Source organism: Paenibacillus solisilvae (assembly GCF_042656405.1).
GTDB classification, from domain to species: domain Bacteria; phylum Bacillota; class Bacilli; order Paenibacillales; family Paenibacillaceae; genus Paenibacillus_Z; species Paenibacillus_Z solisilvae.
On sequence record NZ_JBHSOW010000121.1, the window covers coordinates 90,622 to 110,222 of the forward strand.

Below are 19,601 nucleotides of genomic sequence, written 5' to 3' on the forward strand. Positions count from 1 at the left end.
TTTCCATTTAATAAGTCAATGATTGTTACCTAACGTTTTATGAAGCTTAGAATGATTGATCCTTTCAATAGCAAAATCCAAGCTCTGTTCAAGCGCTTCTCTCGCTTTCTCTCCGTCACCGGCTGCAATTGCTTCGATAACAGATTCGTGCTGAGCATATAACATCTCTTTGGCGCCGGGCATCTTGAACAAATGCAAACGATTAGATTGAAGGTTCTTGGCAAAAACATCGGATACAACGAATAAAATATCCGAAAGTGTTTTGTTGTTTGCAGCATGGGACATCGCTTGATGAAAGTCCAGATCAGACTGAATTTGTATATCCAAATCATCCGAAAGCAAGCCTTCTAGGGCTTCTAGCATTTTCTCAATATCTTGATGTGTACGTTTTTCAGCCGCCAATGCCGCAATGCCGCCCTCCAACACCTTCCGCGCCTCTAGTAACTCGATGTTTATGGAAGTCGGCAGAAGAAAAAAGGGAAAGAAATTCGCTAACAAGTTAGCGATGTTCGGTTTTCTTATGGTTGTACCTTCCCCAGGTTTCGATTGAATGACATCGAAAAATTCCAGGATGCGCAGCGCTTCCCTTACAGACGTCCTGCTAACCTGTAAGGTTTCGGACATCTCCCTTTCAGGCAGCAGCTTGTCGCCGGGCTTCAGGTTTTTCAATACAATTTCATCTTTTATCTGAATTAAAACGTCTTCAAATTTACGATTATTCTTACCGATAGGTTTCAAAATAAACAGCCCAATCCTATAAGATGATATTATAGTTTCATGTTATCACTTACCGGTAAACGATGTAAATATTTCCCCCGGCTTTCTTGTCCGGTATATGCGCCGTTTTGAGCAATAACTTCCCCTCTGGACAACACATAGCGAATCACGCCTTTTACTTCTTTGCCTTCAAATACATTGTAATCAACATTTTGCTGCTGCGTAGCTTCTGAGATCACACGAGATTGACTCGGATCCATAATAACAAGGTCTGCATCCGATCCAATAGCAATGGTACCCTTTTGAGGATACATGCCGAACAATTTGGCCGGATTTGTGCTGGTGATACGTGCAAATGTATCAAGCGAGATTCGCTCTTCCATTACCCCGTGATGAAAAACGACAGCGTATTGATCCTCAATCATTGGAACTCCGTTCGGAACTTTTGAAAAATCGTTGCCGCCTAGACGTTCTTTATCTGCGTAATGGAAAGGACTATGGTCAGAACCAATGGTGGAAAGTGTGCCGTTTGACAATCCCTCCCACAGCTTTTCCTGGTTCCATTTTTCACGGAGAGGCGGCGAGCATACATATTTGCTGCCATCCGGCTTTTCCAAATCTGTTATGTCAAGTGCAAGATACTGCGGGCATGTTTCACCGTAAATCTTTTTCCCCATCGCTTTCGCAGCAGCGATTTCATCCATGCACAACGCGCTGCTGACATGCACAATATACAAAGGGGCGTCCGCCAAATCCGAGATGGCAATTGCCCTGTGCGCCGCTTCAGCTTCGAGTTCGGCTGGCCGGCTCAGACTGTGGTAGACCTGATCGGTCTTACCTTCACGAATGTGCCTTGCGATCAACTGTTCGATAACATCCCCATTCTCCGCATGGACATTGGTCATGATGCCAAGCTTGCCTGTCTCTTTCATAATTTCGAACATCGCGCCATCGTCCACCTGGAAAACGTCTTTGTAGGCCATAAACAGCTTGATTGAGCTTACTCCCGCCTCCAGAAGCTTAGGCAGGTCCTCAAGCATTTGTTCATTATAATCGTTGATAATGACATGGAATCCATAGTCCACGTTGCATGGCTTCCCACGCTCTTTCCATTCCAAAAGATCTTCGTACAAGGATTGTCCTTCCCTGCGATTGGTGAAATTGATAATCGAAGTGATACCGCCCGCAGCCGCCGCCTTAGAACCAGTCACAAAATCATCTGCCGTCTTCAAATCGGCAAAATTCCAATCCAAATGTGTATGGACATCAATGCCGCCTGGTAATATATAGCAGCCTTTCGCATCAATTATGGTATCCGCAGATGCTTGATCCCCCGTAATGCTGCCGATTGCTGCGATTTGCTCACCGTCAATCAGGAGGTCTGCTTGAATCGAACCCGCTTCTGTAATGATAGTGCCATTTTGGATTATAGTTTTCATAAGTTTACCTCCATATTATGGGAGAACGGACGGATGAACCATTCACCCGCCCTGTCCCTGTTTTATCTTCTTTACAGTCCTTTAGCCGCATCTTCTGCAATGGTTTTATCGTAAACCTTTGTCAGATCAACCTTATTTTTCACAATTCCATATTTCTCAGCAATATTTACAGTATTTTGGTATGCAGCAGGGTCAATTTGACCTAAGCTGCTAGCTTGACTTCCTGGAGGTAAAATCAGCTTGGCAATTTCCAAAAGCATCGTTTCCTGGTGCTCACGTGTAGATGAACCCTTGGCTATTTCATTCATAACGATATCAATAGCTTCCGGCTGGTTTGCGATCGCGTATTGCCATCCTTTGAGAATAGCCCGGGTTGTACGCACGGCCAGGTCACGGTTGTCTGCCAGCCAGTCCTTCTTCGCGATCAGAACGTCTTCCAGCATTCCGACGCCGGCATCTCCAAAACTGTAGGTTTTTAGATCTTCCGGTTTATATCCATTTTCCAAAATAACATGATATTCGTTAAAGATTGCGCCCATAGCGACATCCAATTGATCGTTTAAGAACTGGTCCATCGTAAATCCTTGTTTTACCAATTGAACATTTTTCGCACTCATACCGTATTTATCTAAGAAAGATAGCAATTGGAACTGCTGGCTTCCCCCTTGGTTACCTACTCTTTTGCCCGTCATTTTCTCAGGAGTATCAATCCCGGACTTGGTTTTGGTCATTAGCAGCTGGCTGCTCTTTTGCAAAATTTGAGCAATCGAGACGATCGGAAGTCCATGTTCTTGATTGACCAACAAACTATCGACTCCGGTAATTCCGATATCGGCGCTTCCGTTTACGACTTGTTGTTCAATGATAACATCCGGTCCGCCTGGGTGAATGTCCACATCAATACCTTCATCAGCGAAAAAACCTTTTGCTTTAGCTACATATACACCTGCGAACTGCGCTTGGGGAACCCATTTAAGTTGAACTGAAACCTTTGTCAATTTTTGTGGAGTATTGCTAGAAGTATTGTCAGCGGCGGCGTTCCCCGTACTGTCCGTACTGCTTCCTCCATTACCACAAGCAGCCAAGACAACCGACATCATCAACATAAAAACAAGCAGCAGCACACTATTCTTTTTAAATTTCATACTTCTCTCCACCCTCTCAAATGTTGTTTTACTAGATGCATTTTTTTGGAGCTTAAAACACTTCCCGATTTTTTCTTTTTCCTTTGCCAATCAACTCTTTCCCGAATGAGATTTTTTCCAAGGTATGAAAAACCTTTCCGTCGATTGAACGACGAAATAAAGTGTGATGCCAAGAATAGCTGCTAGTGTAATACAGGCCCATGAAAGAGGCATATTCGCCAATTTGATTTGATCCGAGAGTAAATATCCGAGTCCGCGGGAAGCATAGAAAAACTCTCCGACAATCGCTCCGATAATACTAGTGGTCATGTTGATTTTCAGCGCTGCAAAAACATTCGGCAAACCGTGGGGCAGCCTGATTTTATAGAAAACCTTCCATTTCGAAGCCGCATACGACTGCATCAATTCAAAGTAAGAGTGGTCAATGGATGTCATTCCCTTAAATGTATTGACGCACATCGTCGCCATAGTCAGCACAGATACAACGCCGATCCGCGATGCAACTCCGTCGCCAAACCAGTTATTCATCACAGGAGCCAAGGCGACAATCGGAACAGCATTGATCATCGCGATAATTGCAATGCCCCCGCGTCCTCCATCTGGAAATAAGGATGCAGGAATCGCAATGAGAAACCCAAGCAGCGATCCTATAAGAAATCCCCCAAAAATTTCAATCCCCGTATAACCTGTATAGTTCAGCAGCAAATCGTATTGATCGCGAAACGCTCCCCATATGCCGGAAGGAATAGGCAGCTGATACAGCTCCAATCTAAACAGTCGATGAAGAACCTGCAGCTGCCATAACAGCAGCATGAGAATCCCTACTAGCCAAGGATAAAAGCTGTAATGATTTTTAGAGAGCCAACTTAAAAAAGTGGGGTTAGAGTAAGTTTCCTTATAAATAATGGCTTGTCCATCCGTCTTCACTTCCCTCTCCCCCCTCTTACTCTGAATTCAGGCTGCCATGGTGTAATGAGACGCTCGATAAGCGAAATGAGCAGAAAAGCAGCTAATCCGATAATAGCGCTGAAGAATACAGTAGCCCAGAACATATCCGATTGCGCGGAACCATAATAAAGACTGCTCACCATAAGCACGCCGATACCGTTTGGCGCCCCCATTAATTCCACTACGATAGATGCCGTGATGGACAACGGAGCAGAAAGCTTTAATCCTAAAAAAAACTGTGGAAGTGCTGCGGGAATGGCCAGTTTCCAATAATATTTCCACGTCGGACTGGCATAAGAGTTAAACAGTTCCCTCTGTTCCTTTTTCACTCCGCTAAGCCCTGCAAGACTGTTTATGGTTACTGGGAAGAAAGTCACATAAGCGGCCATAGTGATTCGCGATAAATCTGCATTGTGCAGAATTCCAAAAACGATCGGAGCCAATCCGATGATCGGAACCATTTGAGAAGAAACAATATAGGGCGTTATCGTTCGCTCGATTGTTTTTGAGAGACTCATCAACACGGCTAACGCAAGTCCGACCAAGCCTCCTACGAAGAAACCGGACATGGCGTTTAGAAAGGTGACTCCCCCCTGTTGAAGGAGCTGCGGTAAATTGTTCATGATAAAAGGAAGGATGCGAGAGATATAGGGCCACTTTGTGCCTGGCATATTGACTGGCAGCACATTTCGGATACTCCAAGCAACAGCTTCCCATAAAAGGTAAATGGTGAAAAGCCAATATATAAAATTGATATTTTTTTTATTAAGCAAGAAGATCCTCATCATAAACGCCCCCATCAAAGCATTTTCGAACCTGGGTCATGTAGTTGAAAAACTTCGGATGCTCCCTCACCGAGAGATCTCTTGGTTCAGGAAGGTCAACTTCCATGATATGATTGATTCGGCCCGGATGAGCAGAAAGGACCACAACTCGATTCGACAAAAAGACGGCTTCCGGAATGCTATGCGTAACAAACACGACGGTCTTCCCGGTCTTCTGTTGAATCCGAATCACTTCCAAATGAAGACGTTCCTTGGTAAACTCATCCAATGCGGAGAAAGGCTCATCCATCAACAGGATTGGCGGGTTAAAGGTGAGCGCCCTAGCGATCGCGACACGCTGCTGCATCCCGCCGCTCAGCTGCCAAGGATGGTATTCTGCGAATTTTTCTAGTCCGACAATGGTCAACTGCTCCATTGCGATTTCTTTCCGTTCGCGTTTCTTAAGACCGAGAAACTCAAGGGGAAGAGAAACGTTATCGATCACATTTCGCCATTCCAGCAAGGTCGGCGTTTGAAAGATGATTCCAAACTTTCGTTGGAGACGCGCTTGTATTGGCGCCTCGTTCTCAACAAGAACTTTTCCCGTGGTTGGCGTTAACAAATCGGCCATTATGCGGAGCAGCGTCGATTTCCCGCAGCCTGACGGCCCAAGCAGTGAAACGATTTCTCCCTTTTCGATTTCAAGCTGAATACCGCTTAATGCTGTGACTGCTTTTTCCTTGGACCCGAAAATCATGTTGACTTGGTCAATGACTATCTCTGCCCCCATAAACTATCACTCCTCGTTTCTTAATGGTTTACCGTCAGCGATACGGATATTTGAAGCGTCTTGATAGAACGTTCCAATCACAGAATAGTCAGAATTGGCATTTTCCGGATTTTGACCTATTAACATACGGAAAAGCTGCTGGGTTATACCTCCAAGAAACAATGGCGTATCCACCGACTTGCTTAATTGCAAGGCCAGATCGATATCCTTATACATTAACTTCAAAGCGAAGCCGGGTTCATAGGTGTCTTCCAATATTGTTTTAGGAATCCAGTCTGCCAAAAGACGGTTCGAGCTGGTTGATTGGAGTAGAATCTCCCTAATTTGTTTAGCATCGGCTCCCGCTTTAACACCCATGGACAAGATTTCCGCATTAGCAGTCATGATGATGGCAGCCAGTAAATTGTTGCAAAGCTTGGCAACTTGTCCGGTTCCTACAGGTCCAGTATGAAAGATATGCTCTCCCATAATCTGCAGCAACGGCAAGTAGGTATCGTATATCTCTTTGTCCCCGCCTGCCATAATCGCAAGCGTACCGTCGGTTGCCTTGACCGGTCCACCGCTTACCGGCGCATCAATCGTATGAATTCCTTTTCCTGCCAATCGCTCAGACAATTGCTGTATGCCTGTTGGCGAGACCGTACTCATATTCAGGAACAATGTTCCCTCTCTCATCACATTCATAACGCCTCTATCAAACAATAAACTATCAATTTCAGGCAAATTCGGGAGCATCGAAAAAACAATATCAGCTTCAGATGCAGTTTGTAGCAAATCGGTTACCATCACCGCTCCATCGGAGACCAACCGCTGCACCGGCTCCGGATTTCGGTTCATCAACACATGAAGCTCATGTCCGGCTTTCAGCAGTAATCGTGACATCGCTTCTCCCATTTTCCCAGGACCCAATACTAATATTTTCATATGCCTACACTTCCTTTATTACAGTCTGCAATATAATCGATAATGGATTGCTCGAGATAATCATCTTGTGACAGCGCCTTTATTTGTTCAAAATTCCATTCGTCGGAATCACCGGCTTTGGCATGACTGCGCGCTAAAACATCAATTCCAAAATAGGTGAGCGAGTAATAACGTTTGACATCCTGCATAACGATCTCATCCTGCAAGATCTGTTCCGCCCCCTCCTTTGTGTTGGTAAGCGATGCGGTTGCTAACATGACTTGACGTCCATTGTTCTCCCATTGACGAATGTCTTCCAAGGGATTCTTGCTGCCTTTCAAGGCTTTGACAACAAATTCACCCGCGTTACGGCATACCGTTTTCCAGCGTTCCTTCTCTTCCTGCGTCAGCCAATCGAACGACAAATATAAGATGAGGGCGTGATGTCTAACCATGCTGTAATCGTTTGGCAGTGGAGCGAAGGGTTGATAGACATCGTTTGTAATTCCGATTTTGATCCTTGACTGATCAAGAAATGCTTGCTGCAGCAGCTCTTTATCCTCAAAAGCTTCTTCAATGGAAAGATATTGCGTGTAGAGCGAGAAGGACCAATCCGCAATAGCCGTCAAATCGCCTCTTCCATCCTTCAATTCCGGATAACAACCCATCCATCTGCATAAAGGAACCGTAGAAGGCTCAACAAATCGTAGATCCATTTGAATTTCTTTTCCTTGATACTCCGGATCTGATTCCACAAAATGCGCTGCCTTCGGAATCGTATCATTGATCCACTTCCAGGCTTGCGCTTCATTTATTACACCAGCACTTTCTAACTTTTCCCAAAACATTTCATTTGGATTCATGATTTATCACCCGATAGTTTTATATTTTTGGCTGTCCATATGGATCTGATAGAGAAGTCAACAATCCTGATTCCAAATGCGCTGCTTACGACAAAAATGATGGAAAATAACGTTTGATGGGCTCCAATGCCAAACCAGGCAAATGGTAAAACGGATGCGTCAATCAGCATCGTACTCAAGCTGAAGGAAAAGCCGTATTTCATGTTCAGTATTTTTCCGGTTAACGAGCCTCCACCAAGACTTGCATTGGCAAAACCCAGGATGCCCAGCCCTAACCCCATTACCAGACCTCCGAAACAGCTCCCCTCCCATAGATGCTTGACTCCGTATACCTCTGATAGCGGTGTTAATAATCCGATCATGATAGAACAAAGCAGCATACCGGAAATGGATTGAAAAAATAAAGATTTACTAAAGCGCCATGCTATCAGGAATAAAGGTACATTTAACAAAAAATATACGACACCCATATTCCAGTTAAACCAATAATAGAGCAGTGTACTTAGACCCGTTATTCCGCCGGCGGTAATGTGATTGGGAATTGCAAAAAACACGTTTCCGATCGCACATATGAGTACGCCTGTAAAAATAAGCAAGGTTTTACCCATGTAATTTTCAATGATAATTTCCTCCGATAAAACTTATTCCCCCATTTGGACTAATGGTCTAACCAATTTGGACCAATGGTCTAACCAATGTGTTGTTGTTATATAATATAACGCGGTTATTGTTGTATGTCAACAATATTGTGATTACAATGTCATGTTTAGTTCTATATATAAAAAATTATTGACCCATAAATATCCTTTATTTCTAATTAATTCATATTTAATGACTGTTTTATTATTATTTTATGTTACATTTACTTACACAATCTAAATATCGTTAATAGTAAAGGGAGGAATTCTTCTTTCCTTTACCGCTGCTTCGCAAGCATAAGCCATTTGTATGATCTTAGCGTCATCATAAGGCTTCCCTAATAGTTCGATCCCAATCGGTATACCTATAGGAGCCGTTTTAGAAGGACTTGAAAAGCCGCCTTGAAATGTTATGGCAGGAAATCCAGTTAGCGCAGCAAGAATACCGTTTCTATCGTATTGAGAAGCTTCCCCTATATCAACAACCAATCTTTTTTGATGAGGATAAACGAGGGCATCCAGAAGGTGCTCAGAAAAAATAGATAACAGCTCTTCCTTTAATTCATTAATTTTTTTCAAACGTTTGTGATACTCAGGATGGTTAAGAGGCTCTTCTATAGCAATTGCCGTTTTCAAAAACTTTTCGATCGATGGTTCGTAGTTCCCTTTAATAAGAAGTTCTTCCATCGTCTGAACAGGAGCCTGATGGATTGTAAAATAACGTTCTAGCTCATTCCTTATTTCAAACCTTTGTACATCAAGTTCCAGGAGCAGCCGTTCCGCCTCCAAATCAATCGCGGCCAAGTCGATCATCTGGGCGCCTAATTCCTGCATTTGACGTAATGTATGTTCGGCAATCAGGTTTACCTCTTCATGCACCTCTGATTTGCCGAAAAAGCTGCGTAAAACTCCGATTCTCTTCCCATTGAGTCCGTGATTATTTAAATCACTGCTATACGTATGGCTGTAACCTTCCATAGCCTCAAACAAAATAGCTGCATCCTCTACGGTTCTTGCGATTGGACCTGCGTTATCCTGTGTACATGAGACCGGCAAGATCCCTTCGAGATTCATTAAACCTTTCGTGGGACGAATACCGACCAAATTGTTTGCCGATGCTGGGGACCGAATGGAATTGACCGCATCGGTTCCTGTACCGGCTGCAGCGAAGTTGGCGCTTACCGCCACACCGGTCCCTCCACTGGACCCCCCTGGGGTTTTGGTTAAATCATATGGATTTTTCGTTTGACCCCCCAGTGTGCTCCACGACAATCCAAATAAGGCTAATTCATGCAGATTTGTCTTTCCTAAAATAATAGCTCCCGCGTTTCGAAGATTTTGAACAATATGGCAATCCGTTGAAGCAACAAAACCAGCAAGTGCTTTTGTCCCTCCAGTAGTCGGCATGTCTGCTGTATTATAATTATCTTTAACTACAATTGGGATCCCGTGCAGAGGCCCTCTTGAACCTTGCTGCTGTCTTTCTTTGTCAAGCTCATCCGCTTGTTCTAAGGCATAAGGGTTTATCGAAAGCATTGCTTGGAGTTTAGGTCCTTTGCGGTCATTGGCTTCAATACGATTCAAATAGGTCTCCACCAAGTCTCTGGAAGTGACCATTCCCGTTTCCATGGCTTGTTGAAGCTCGTTGAAAGTTGCATCTATTATCGAAAAAGGACGATTTTGCCGTTCTGTAGACATATCCAAGTTCCCCTAACTCCTCTCATGGTCAATTCATATTGATGTAATAGGGCAGTGTCACGAAACTGATGATCGTTGTGATAGCTACAGTTAATGTGACTAATTCTTTATCACCGCCATATTTGGTAACCAGCACGGAAGTATTGATGGCTGCAGGCATGCTCGATTGTACCAATAAGACCGAGGCCAAGAGACCTTTTATACCCAATAATGCAATGCAGAGCATAGAAAGTATCGGTACGATGACTACTCTTAAGCCTACTGCAACCCAAACCTCCCATCTTTTAATTCCATTCAAGCTGATATTGCGGAGTTGAACGCCAAGTATCAGGATAACTACCGCTGCGTACGCATTTCCCATTAAATGCAATCCGTTCGCAATACCTTTGGGGATTGCAATGTGACTCACAAATATGACTACTCCTACTAGGACTGAATAAAGCAATGGAGTTTTACCAATTTGCAAAAGCGCTTGCCTTGTACTCACTTTGGCTCTTGAAGCAATGTAAAGCCCTAACGTGTTTACAAGTATGATTTGCATAATCACATAATTGATACCCTGTGAGAAACCGTCCGCCCCATAAGCAAGCAAAAGTATGGGCAGTCCGTAATTATTGGCATTTCCAAAGATGGTAGTTAAAGAGAGGGTCGCCTTGGACTCTTCTTTAAAGCGAAGCAGGTAGGAAGTTAACAAGGCTGCAGCCCAGCAAATGAGGGTATGCAATAAAGTAAAAAGGATGATGGCCTTGATATTTGCGGTATTATGCTTGGATTCAGCCAGAGAAACAAGAACAAGACAAGGAGCTAATATATATAAGCTCACATCCGCAAGGCTTTGGATATCGATCCGTCTCCATTTCTGAATCAGGATCCCGCATAGACAGGTCATGAAAATCGGTAATACTACTTCAAGCAATACATTCCAGTAATTACCCATTTCATTCCTCGCTTATCTTAATCCACATTTTTTTTCACGATACACGCAATCGGCGCGTGGCCGGGAGGACATTGGTGCTCCGTTCCACCACTGACAAATATGCCTGAGTTACCGGTAATGCTGGAGATAACAGCGCCCACAGCCGCTCTGGCATGTCGCTCATAGTGAATATCCGCATCGGATAACATCGTCGTTCTCCACCCTCTGATCTCCTGACTCGCTTCAGCCTTAGCGAAAACCGCCACGATCTGATTTTGCTGTTCTACAGTTGGTATATTTATTGCATCCAATCCCGCATTACGTATAGCTTGGCAGATCCCTGATGTGTCAATTGCATCCTTTAATACAGAATGACCTATGCTGTAAGGTCCACTGCCTTTATTGGTATTCGCCATAAGGATGACTTCACAGTTCGTCATTTCCCCTCCTGCTGAAGTAGAGGCGACGCTGCTGTAGAGGGACATGTCCTTATTAATTATTTCTTCACTTAAATCAGTTTCTTGGATTTCACCTAAAGCCAGAGCCACTCCTAAAGCCATAGCCCCCCTGGCAAAACCCTTGGATAGATTCGGATCTTTGGTTACAAGCTCCTTTCCACTAACTGCGGCTTCACGGAGATGTGTAGGTGTAAGAAGAGGACCCTTGACCTGAACATAATGCACCTGTTCTGGATGGCTGACTCCTGCGTCCGTCATCGCTTTTTTTGCAGCTTGAGCTACTTCTATAACCATGGGCATACGGCCAATATGCTCCGCGGGAATATCCGCAGTGGTTTGGATGCTGACAGCCAACCCTGGAACGTTATTGTCCAACTCGTCCATCTCGTCATCATTTCTAGTAAAAAAAGTGGCATGCGGTGAAAGAACCCCTTCCGTCCCGCCAGACCAAACAAAAACAATGGTTTCACTCTGTTCCTTTCCGATATATCTTGACAGCATCAGTTGATAGCTTAATGTAGCGAGCTTCCGGGTAAAATCATTGGCCCCTCCGTTTCCTTCCGTCTTTCCAATACATGCGATAATCTTCTCGGGATCGATTTCCCCATTTCGAATCAGATTTTCAAGCTTGGATGTATCGCCGGGTGAATCCATAGCCACTTTATATACCCCAATTTTCATCCCCATTTTGCAGCCAACCTTTCTTGAAAATATGTGAAGTTATTTCATTTCTCCTTCTTATGTTATAATATATTACATGCATTTGCCTCTTTCATTATTATCACACTACAAATCGATCTATATTTTTTGTAATTCAGTTACAATCGACTTTTGTTGATGTGAATCACCATGTTATGTAATTTTATATTCCACATACAACAAAGGAGAGGAATAAACAATGGATGGTATTTCTGTTGTCGAGCTGATCCAGAGGAGAAGTCATTTATTCAATAATCAACCCATATTAGCCGGAAAGAGCGGAATTCATCGCCTTGTTACCAATGTAAATGTCATGGAGGTTCCTGATATTTACGAGCAGGTCCGAGTCGGAGACCTTCTGCTTACTACCGGATTTTCAATTAAAGATAATATTCTGGCTCAGGAAAAACTGATCATCGGACTTGCTGAAAGAAACATTACGGCTATCGCAATAAAAAGGAAACGCTATATTTATACTCTCCCCAAAAAAATGCTGGAGCATGCTGATATTTACCAGATCCCTATCATAGACCTTTCTATGGAAACCAATTTTTCGCACGTCATTTCCGAAGTATTGGATGAAATCTTAAGTCATAAAGTCCGAATGATGGACCAAGTCCATCAAAGTTTGCAGCATCTGACACAACTTCTCGTTATGGGAGAAAGCTTGAAAACATTTGTAGAAAATTTGTCGTTCTACCTAAGCCACAAATTTTCTCTGTTGACTTTTAAAGGTGAACGCATCTGTCCCATTGAGGGGTTGGAATGGCCGGAAAGAGGTATGCTATCGAGTCGTCAAGCCCGGGTTCAAGCCTACGAGGGGATCAAACTATATAACCAATCCAATGGGGTAAAAAATACTTGCTGGATTCCAATTGAGCGTAATTCCGAATGTTTAGGCTATCTCGCCTTCAATCAATCAGACCTGCAGCTTTCACCATCACATGTGATGATCTTACAGCATGCTGTTAAACTATTAGCGCTTAAGTTAACGAATCAATATGGCATTCATCATGTGGAGGAACGATTCAAGGAAATCTTTTTACGGAAATGGATACTGGGAGAAATTACGGAGAAAGAGGCCATTCTTCTTCAAGCATCCGCTGTTGGGCTATCCTTGTATGACCGTTATATATGTATATTGACATCGAGCATTGGTGAAATTCCTCTGCAGGATCGTATCCTTCGGAACAAGACATTAGTTCAACAAGAAATTTTAATCGTCCCCATCGACCAGCAATTAGCAATCCTTATTCCAGAAAAGGTTTACTCCAACAAAAGCTTCTCATTGCCCGAAATAGAGCAGTATTTAAAGGATGAAGCGCACCTGAAATTTATTAGGCTGGGCATCAGCTCAACAAAAACGATAGACCATATACATGCTGCTTACCGGGAAACAAAGGATACCCTTAGCATCTTTGCCGCCATTGACCCTGAACGCTCTCTTTGCTACTTTGAACAGTTAGGCATTTATCACAGCTTTTATGGAATGGCTAATAATGAAGAATTAATACTGCCCTTGTTGCAAATCCTAAAGCCTTTATTAAGAAAAGAAGGTAAAAATAACGACGAATTGTTAGAAACGCTTAGTTGTTATATTTATCAGAGCGGAAATGTGAAGGAAACGGCCAAATTACTTTTCCGTCATTATAATTCGGTTTTATACCGATTAGAGCGTATTGAGTCGATTCTGCAGATTTCTGTTAGAGACCCTGAACATTTATTTCAATTACAACTGGCTATCCGTTTTTATGAATTCATCAAAAAGCTAGACCCTCAGCTGCTTTCCAAAACAATACAAATAATGGAAATATAAGATAAGCCTGATTCATAAATCGCAACAGCCTTTTGAGGTTGTCCTTGTTATTCATTCAATAAAAATTCGCTTCGCTTGCGATACGGTTCACCGTATTACAAGCGAAGCGAATTTTTATATTCACACTTGAACGGAAAAGTCCTTTACTTTCGTGTATAATTAATAAGAGTTGTTATATTTTGCAACAATCAACATTTCTTATAAGCGAGGTCGCAAGATGAAAATCAAAGTATTAGCCATTGCCCCTTATCCCGGGTTAAAGGGTTTATTAGAAAGTATATCTCTTGAAGATTCACGGATAGAGATGGATATTGAAGTTGCCGATCTTCAGAATGCCATTCCAATCGTAGACGGGACCAAAGGACAATCTTACGACGTCATCTTAAGCCGGGGGGGAACCTCATCGGTTATTAGACAACATGTCTCTACTCCGGTAGTGGATATTCCCGTTTCAGGTTACGATATTTTACGGGTTCTTACCTTAGTTAAAGACTCCAACACCAAGGTAGCTATCATCGGCTTCCCCAATATATGCCGTGGAGCTGCGGCCGTTTCGAGCCTGCTCGATTTTGAAATTCCGATTTATTCGATTGAACATGAATCCGAAGCCCATGCCTCGCTGCAAAAAGCTTTTGAGCACGGCGTAAAAATCGTCCTTGGAGATGCAATCACGGTACGTACAGCTGAAGAGATGGGTTATAACGGCATCCTTATTACATCAGGTCGTGAATCCGTATTGGAGGCACTCTCAGAAGTAAAACGCATCTATGATGTTATATTGAAAGCTCAGGAAAACGAACGTTTTTTTGAACATATCTTAGAACATCACCGGACAGGAGTACTTGCGTTAGATAACCGAGGCGTTATTCGTTATGCAAACCATGCTGCCTCGTTATTATTAGGTTACGATAATTCGGTCATGCGGGGAATGAATCTTGCAGGCATTGACCCGGCTTGGGGTCGTTATTTAGAGGAAGTCTCCAAAAGTGATGTAACCTCTGTAAATAAACAAAAAACAAAATGGTTCCATAAGCGCCAATTGAAAATTGAAATTGTTGTTCCTTCTATAGCAATTGAGCATACCTATTTAGTCTATATGTATCCCCAAGAAAATAGTGTTAAAAATCCTGTTTCCAGTGTCTTTGAAGTGAGTGACCGTATTGCTACTTTCGCACAGGTAATAGGCTCTAGCTTCATTATCCAGCAAACCATCAAACGGGCTAAGGCACTTGCCCAAACTGATAAGCCTATATGGATTACAGGGGAAGCTGGCAGCGGGAAGCGTTTATTTTCTCAAGCTATACATTCTGCAAGCAAACAAAACAGTGATGGATTATACGTCCTTCCGTGCAGCACATTAACAGAAACAGAACAAGAGTCTATTTTGTTTGGTACGGATATCGCGCCAGGGCTGCTCTATATGGAATCGGTCGGAACCATTTGTCTCCAAGAAATTCAGCATGTCAGTCAGGATCTCCAGCGAAAGCTGCTTGCTGCCGTACAAGCTGGAACTCATACACACCTTATAGTTACTTCACTGCTTTCGATAAAAATTTTATTAAAAAAAGAAGAAATGTTAAAAGATTTTGTCAAGCTTTTCGCAGATACCAGCTTACATTTGCCGCCGCTTCGTGAGCGGCTAGAGGATATTGGAGAGATAGCCCGCGTCCTAATTGCCAATTATAATTCACGCCATGGCAAGCAAATTGTCGGCATACGACAAGAAGTATTAGAAGAAGATCTTTTGCAAAAACTATGGCCAGGAAACATACACCAATTGAAAATAGTCTTAGAATGCATGCTTTCGGTTACAAATGGAAATTATATAGGCATCAAGGAAGCAAGGGAAGGATGGCTCAAAGTTAAGGAAACATTACAAACGGAAGCAGCAAGCCACTCTGTACTTTTAAACTTATCAGGCACATGGGAGGAGATCGAAAAAAGAGTATTATGGGAAATCCTTCAAAATGAAGGCATGAACCAATCGAAAACTGCCAATCGATTAGGCATTAATCGCTCTACTTTATGGCGAAAACTAAAGAATATGTTGCAATATTAAACACTTTTTGTATTGATGCATGAGTACGCCTCCATTATAATAAGTTTGTAAAGCGTGTTCAATTCAAAATGTTGCATATTGCAACAACTACTATTGAAGATCGCACTATATATCAGGAGGGTCACAACATGAGGATTAAGGCAGCAATTGAACGAATTCCTGGAGGCATGATGATCGTGCCGCTACTCTTAGGAGCGGTAATAACCACATTATTTCCAAGTATGGGCAAAACTTTTGGTTCATTTACAGGGGCTCTTATGACAGGAGCTTTGCCGATTTTGGGAGTCTTTTACGTTTGTATGGGATCAACAATTAATTTCAAGGCAACTCCTTATATTCTGAAAAAAGGAGGTACCTTACTCGTCACAAAAATTATTATAGCCATGGCTGTCGGTTTCATATCAGCACAATTCCTTGGAAATGGCATGGTAAACAGTGGATTTTTTGCAGGAATTTCCGTTCTAGCTATTGTAGCCGCTATGAATGATACCAATGGTGGATTATATATGGCTTTAATGGGCCAATTCGGCAAAAAAGAAGATGTCGGCGCTTACTCGGTTATGAGCCTGGAATCCGGGCCATTCTTTACGATGGTCACTTTAGGAGTGGCGGGATTGGCAGCTTTTCCATGGCAAACCTTTGTAGGTGCGATTTTACCGCTTATCGTAGGAATGATATTAGGGAACTTAGATAAAGAAATGAGAGAGTTTCTTGGAAAAGCCGTTCCAGTTCTGGTTCCCTTCTTTGCTTTCGCTCTTGGTGCAGGCCTTGATCTTCAGAATGTTTGGAAAGCTGGTTTCTTAGGCGTATTGCTGGGTATGTCTGTCGTTCTAATTACAGGTGTAACTTTGCTGTTTACAGACCGATTAATAGGCGGCAACGGAATTGCCGGATTGTCGGCTGCTTCAACTGCCGGTAACGCAGCTGGTGTTCCCGCTGCTGTAGCTGCCGCCAATGCAGCTTATGCCCCCCTTGTCCCTTCTGCAACTGCCTTAGTTGCTTCCTGTGTTATCGTAACAGCCATACTTGTACCGATCGTTACTGCTTGGTATTCCAAAAAAATTGGTGCCAAAAATCAAATTATATAGTTTATTTCAGCGTATATCTTCCCGGAACTAACTTCCGGGACCTTTGTACGCCTTTAAATAAAAAAGGTAGATTTTGTAAGGAGGTAGCATATCATTAGAACCATAGCTATTATTGCAGATGATTTAACCGGAGCTTCTGATTCAGGTGTGCAATTCGCAAGAAAGGGCCTTGAAACCCAAGTTATCTTTGATTTAGAGCATTTTTCTGCCGACACTCAAGAAATGGATGCTGTAGTTCTAGATACGGATAGCCGTTCCGTTTCCCAGGAAGTTGCTTTCAAAAGGGTAACGGAAGCAGCGATCCAGGTAAAGCAATCAGGTTTTAAGCATGTTTACAAAAAAATGGATTCTACGCTGCGAGGTAATTTGGGTATAGAAATAGACGCTGTAATGGATAAAATCCAAGTGGATTTTGCAGTTGTAGCCCCCGCCTTTCCTAAAATAGGCAGAACTACATTAAATGGCATCCATTTTCTGCATGGCGTACCGATTGATCAAACGGAAATTGCCCGAGATCCCAAGTGTCCCGTTAAAGAGTCAAACTTAGTAAAACTTTTTACCTCTCAATCGAAACGGAAAGTCGGACTTATACCTTTAAAAACACTTCATGCAGGTAATAAACAGGTATTATCCCACATAAAAGCTTTGCTTCAGGAGCATATCGAGATTATTGTATTCGATGCTGTTACAGAAGAAGATGTGCAGCAAATCGCTGAAATGATGGCTGCAAGTGATTATCGAATACTATGGGCAGGATCAGCAGGACTTGCAGACTACCTTCCAATGGCGTTATCTTTTCCGGTTAGAAGCAGTACACCTCTAACTCTAACTGTCTCCAATAAGCCTGTACTCTTAGTTGCCGGAAGCATTTCCAAAGTAACCCGCAGCCAGGTTTTTACGTACAACATGAATCCGCTGGTAACAGCTGTGGAATTAAACACGGTTAAGATCATCACTTCCGATGAGGGTAGTTTGCAGGAGATCAAGCGCTGTCGGACAGAACTCCTGACTGCTATATCAGCAGGATCGGATGTATCCCTTTATGCAAGCTCCTCTCCGGAGCATGTCGAATCGTCTAAAGCAGCAGGCGCCGAAAGAGGATTCAATCATACGGAAGTGTCCAACCGAATTGCAAATATATTGGGTGAGATTGCTTCCGGTATTATGAAAGAGGTAGAACTACAAGGGGTTATCCTAACTGGCGGGGATACGGCCAAGGCCGTATGCAAACATCTTGGTGTATCTGGTATTGAACTTATCAAAGAAATTGAACCCGGGATTCCACTAGGAAAACTTGTAGGGAATAAACCTTTATGGGTTGTCACGAAGGCCGGCGCTTTTGGTAATGAAAATAGTTTGCTGAATTCAAAAAAGGTTCTGAAGGGAGTACAATCAAATGAATAAACCCATTATTGGTATTACTATGGGAGACGCTGCAGGCGTTGGCCCTGAAATCATTATGAAATCACTACATGATCCCCTGGTTTATGAGTCTTGCAGACCTTTCGTCATCGGAGATTCTAAAATCATGGAGAGAGCTGATCGCTTCGTTCAAACCGGACTGCAAATCCGCAGCATTCAATCTGTCTCGGAGGCTCAATTTCAATATGGCACAGTGGACTGTCTAGATTTGAACTTGCTTCCAGCGGATCTTCCAATTGGACAAGTATCCGCCGAAGCTGGACATGCGTCCTTTAGCTTTCTAAAGAAAGCGATTGAACTTGCCAATGCCGGTGAGATCGATGCTATTTGTACAGCTCCATTGAACAAAGAAGCACTTCACAAAGGCGGGCATATTTATCCGGGTCATACTGAAATTTTGGCCGACTTAACGGATACGAAAGATTTTTCGATGATGCTGTCTGCGCCAAAGCTCAAGGTTATTCACGTAACAACTCATGTTGGAATTATTGATGCCGTTAAAATGATCAATCCGGAACGTGTTTATAAAGTCATTCGCATGGCGCATGAAACGCTGCAAAAGGCAGGCTATACATCGCCTAAAATTGCTGTCTGCGGTATTAATCCGCATGCCGGGGAAAATGGACTTTTTGGCTATGGAGAAGAAGAGGAAAAAATTATCCCTGCTGTCAAACAGGCACAAGAAGAAGGAATTCAAGTTGTAGGACCATTGCCCGCTGATACACTGTTCTTCCGCGCAACACGTGGCGATTTTGATATCATTGTGGCGATGTACCATGATCAAGGACATGGCCCTATTAAAGTGCTTGGATTAGAGGCCGGGGTTAACATTACCGTTGGTCTGCCTATCATTCGGACCAGCGTAGACCATGGTACCGCATTTGATATCGCCGGTAAAGGAATTGCTGACGAGCAGAGCATGAAGGAAGCTCTTCGCCAAGCGATTGAACTGGCTCCTAAACGCGTATAATTGGGAAATCAATTTCGCGAAACAAAAATGGCAGGTTAAGGGATTACCCTTGACCTGCCGTTTTACTTTTTTGATCCATTTCAACTTCGCCCCCGAATGATATTTTCAACGCCCGATCAATCTGGCTTCACCAGCACCGCTCACCACGGGACATTAAACCCCCTCCGGAAGACGAGAAAACGTTCCCGGAGGGGATAACAAGATTTAGAATTGTCCGAAAGGCGAACCGTATCCGCCGGCAACGGCCATCAGCTTTTCCTGTTCTTCC

17 protein-coding genes are annotated in these 19,601 nt (G+C 43.2%); 5 read left to right on the forward strand and 12 right to left on the reverse strand.

The window, feature by feature from the left end; all coding sequences use genetic code 11:
• Window positions 1-15: 15 nt before the first annotated feature.
• From ACFPYJ_RS30285 to atzD, 12 genes are all read right to left on the reverse strand, one after another.
• Window positions 16-738 carry a FadR/GntR family transcriptional regulator gene (locus tag ACFPYJ_RS30285; protein ID WP_379191982.1) on the reverse strand — a complete coding sequence of 241 codons (723 nt, stop codon included), beginning with the start codon at window positions 736-738 and terminating at the stop codon, window positions 16-18.
• A 29-nt stretch (window positions 739-767) separates the two neighbouring features.
• Complete coding sequence (hydA, locus tag ACFPYJ_RS30290; protein WP_379191983.1) at window positions 768-2,156, reverse strand: dihydropyrimidinase; 1,389 nt, start codon at window positions 2,154-2,156, stop codon at window positions 768-770.
• 71 nt (window positions 2,157-2,227) lie between these two features.
• A complete protein-coding gene (locus tag ACFPYJ_RS30295) occupies window positions 2,228-3,391 on the reverse strand; it encodes an ABC transporter substrate-binding protein (RefSeq protein WP_379191984.1) in 1,164 nt (387 codons plus the stop codon).
• Window positions 3,392-4,228 (reverse strand): ABC transporter permease, encoded by an 837-nt coding sequence (locus tag ACFPYJ_RS30300; RefSeq protein WP_379191985.1) that lies wholly within the window; start codon window positions 4,226-4,228, stop codon window positions 3,392-3,394. It lies immediately after the preceding gene.
• Window positions 4,225-4,935, reverse strand: coding sequence for an ABC transporter permease (locus ACFPYJ_RS30305; protein ID WP_379191986.1), 711 nt, complete (start codon window positions 4,933-4,935; stop codon window positions 4,225-4,227). The genes ACFPYJ_RS30300 and ACFPYJ_RS30305 overlap by 4 nt, the downstream gene beginning before the upstream one ends.
• A 79-nt stretch (window positions 4,936-5,014) precedes the next feature.
• The gene (locus ACFPYJ_RS30310; RefSeq protein WP_379191987.1) at window positions 5,015-5,803 is read right to left on the reverse strand and encodes an ABC transporter ATP-binding protein; all 789 of its coding nucleotides are present in this window, start codon (window positions 5,801-5,803) and stop codon (window positions 5,015-5,017) included.
• 6 nt (window positions 5,804-5,809) lie between these two features.
• A complete protein-coding gene (locus ACFPYJ_RS30315) occupies window positions 5,810-6,727 on the reverse strand; it encodes an NAD(P)-dependent oxidoreductase (protein WP_379191988.1) in 918 nt (305 codons plus the stop codon).
• Complete coding sequence (locus ACFPYJ_RS30320) at window positions 6,724-7,569, reverse strand: hypothetical protein (protein ID WP_379191989.1); 846 nt, start codon at window positions 7,567-7,569, stop codon at window positions 6,724-6,726. The genes ACFPYJ_RS30315 and ACFPYJ_RS30320 overlap by 4 nt, the downstream gene beginning before the upstream one ends.
• Window positions 7,566-8,177 (reverse strand): YitT family protein, encoded by a 612-nt coding sequence (locus ACFPYJ_RS30325; RefSeq protein WP_379191990.1) that lies wholly within the window; start codon window positions 8,175-8,177, stop codon window positions 7,566-7,568. Before ACFPYJ_RS30325 ends, ACFPYJ_RS30320 begins: the two co-directional genes overlap by 4 nt.
• Before the next feature lie 267 nt (window positions 8,178-8,444).
• The gene (locus ACFPYJ_RS30330) at window positions 8,445-9,905 is read right to left on the reverse strand and encodes an amidase family protein (protein WP_379191991.1); all 1,461 of its coding nucleotides are present in this window, start codon (window positions 9,903-9,905) and stop codon (window positions 8,445-8,447) included.
• 28 nt (window positions 9,906-9,933) lie between these two features.
• Window positions 9,934-10,842 carry an AEC family transporter gene (locus ACFPYJ_RS30335; protein WP_379191992.1) on the reverse strand — a complete coding sequence of 303 codons (909 nt, stop codon included), beginning with the start codon at window positions 10,840-10,842 and terminating at the stop codon, window positions 9,934-9,936.
• A 17-nt stretch (window positions 10,843-10,859) separates the two neighbouring features.
• On the reverse strand, window positions 10,860-11,966 hold the full coding sequence (gene atzD, locus ACFPYJ_RS30340; RefSeq protein WP_379191993.1) for a cyanuric acid amidohydrolase: 1,107 nt from the start codon (window positions 11,964-11,966) through the stop codon (window positions 10,860-10,862).
• A 211-nt stretch (window positions 11,967-12,177) separates the two neighbouring features.
• Here atzD and ACFPYJ_RS30345 point away from each other — a divergent pair, with 211 nt between their 5' ends.
• The 5 genes from ACFPYJ_RS30345 to pdxA all read left to right on the forward strand — a co-directional run bounded on the left by ACFPYJ_RS30345 (window position 12,178) and on the right by pdxA (window position 19,333).
• Window positions 12,178-13,794 carry a PucR family transcriptional regulator gene (locus tag ACFPYJ_RS30345; RefSeq protein WP_379191994.1) on the forward strand — a complete coding sequence of 539 codons (1,617 nt, stop codon included), beginning with the start codon at window positions 12,178-12,180 and terminating at the stop codon, window positions 13,792-13,794.
• A 217-nt stretch (window positions 13,795-14,011) separates the two neighbouring features.
• Entirely contained in the window at window positions 14,012-15,853 is a 1,842-nt protein-coding gene (locus ACFPYJ_RS30350) for a sigma-54-dependent Fis family transcriptional regulator (RefSeq protein ID WP_379191995.1), read from the forward strand.
• Window positions 15,854-15,981: 128 nt separating this feature from the next.
• Window positions 15,982-16,941: a 2-keto-3-deoxygluconate permease gene (locus ACFPYJ_RS30355; RefSeq protein ID WP_379191996.1), complete on the forward strand. Its 960-nt coding sequence runs from the start codon at window positions 15,982-15,984 to the stop codon at window positions 16,939-16,941.
• A gap of 111 nt (window positions 16,942-17,052) precedes the next feature.
• Window positions 17,053-18,345, forward strand: coding sequence for a four-carbon acid sugar kinase family protein (locus ACFPYJ_RS30360; protein ID WP_379192002.1), 1,293 nt, complete (start codon window positions 17,053-17,055; stop codon window positions 18,343-18,345).
• A complete protein-coding gene (gene pdxA / locus ACFPYJ_RS30365; RefSeq protein WP_379191997.1) occupies window positions 18,338-19,333 on the forward strand; it encodes a 4-hydroxythreonine-4-phosphate dehydrogenase PdxA in 996 nt (331 codons plus the stop codon). The genes ACFPYJ_RS30360 and pdxA overlap by 8 nt, the downstream gene beginning before the upstream one ends.
• Window positions 19,334-19,601 lie beyond the last annotated feature (268 nt).